This window comes from Rheinheimera hassiensis (assembly GCF_022436675.1).
In the GTDB taxonomy this organism is placed as follows: Bacteria; Pseudomonadota; Gammaproteobacteria; order Enterobacterales; family Alteromonadaceae; genus Alishewanella; species Alishewanella hassiensis.
The window spans coordinates 1-501 of the sequence record NZ_JAKUJZ010000024.1; the positions used below are offsets into that span (position 1 = coordinate 1).

1 pseudogene is annotated in these 501 nt (G+C 45.1%); it reads left to right on the forward strand.

The annotated features are described in order from the left end of the window. A pseudogene (locus MJX74_RS21475) lies at nt 1-501 on the forward strand (IS1182 family transposase); the annotation flags it as partial.

The window sequence follows — 501 nt, forward strand, 5'->3', positions numbered from 1 at the left end:
GATGAACAAGCCAATGCTGATGAAGTGCGTAAAGCGCGACATCAACAAAGTATCGACACGCTGAATAAAGCGCATGACAAAATCACTGATTTTTTAAAGACCGCCAGTCCACGGATGGGCCAGGGCAAAAGACCCAAGGAAGTAAAGAGTAACATCACTGACAATGAATCCGCCAAAATGACCACCAGTAAAGGCACTATTCAGGGCTATAACGGCGTGGCGGCGGTGGATAAAAAACATCAAATCATCGTTGATGCACAAGCCTTTGGTGAAGGGCAAGAGCATCATACGTTGGTGCCTGTGCTGGAAAAGATAAAGCAGCGTTATAAAAGTATGGGGCTCAGCGATAACATCTTCGCCGGTAAAACCATCGTGACGGCAGACACTGGCTTTGCTAATGAAGCGAACAACAGTTACTTGTATCAACAGCATATCAATGGCTACATCCCAGATAACCAGTTTAGAAAACGTGATCCGAAATTCAGTGAGCAAAAGCAAAAG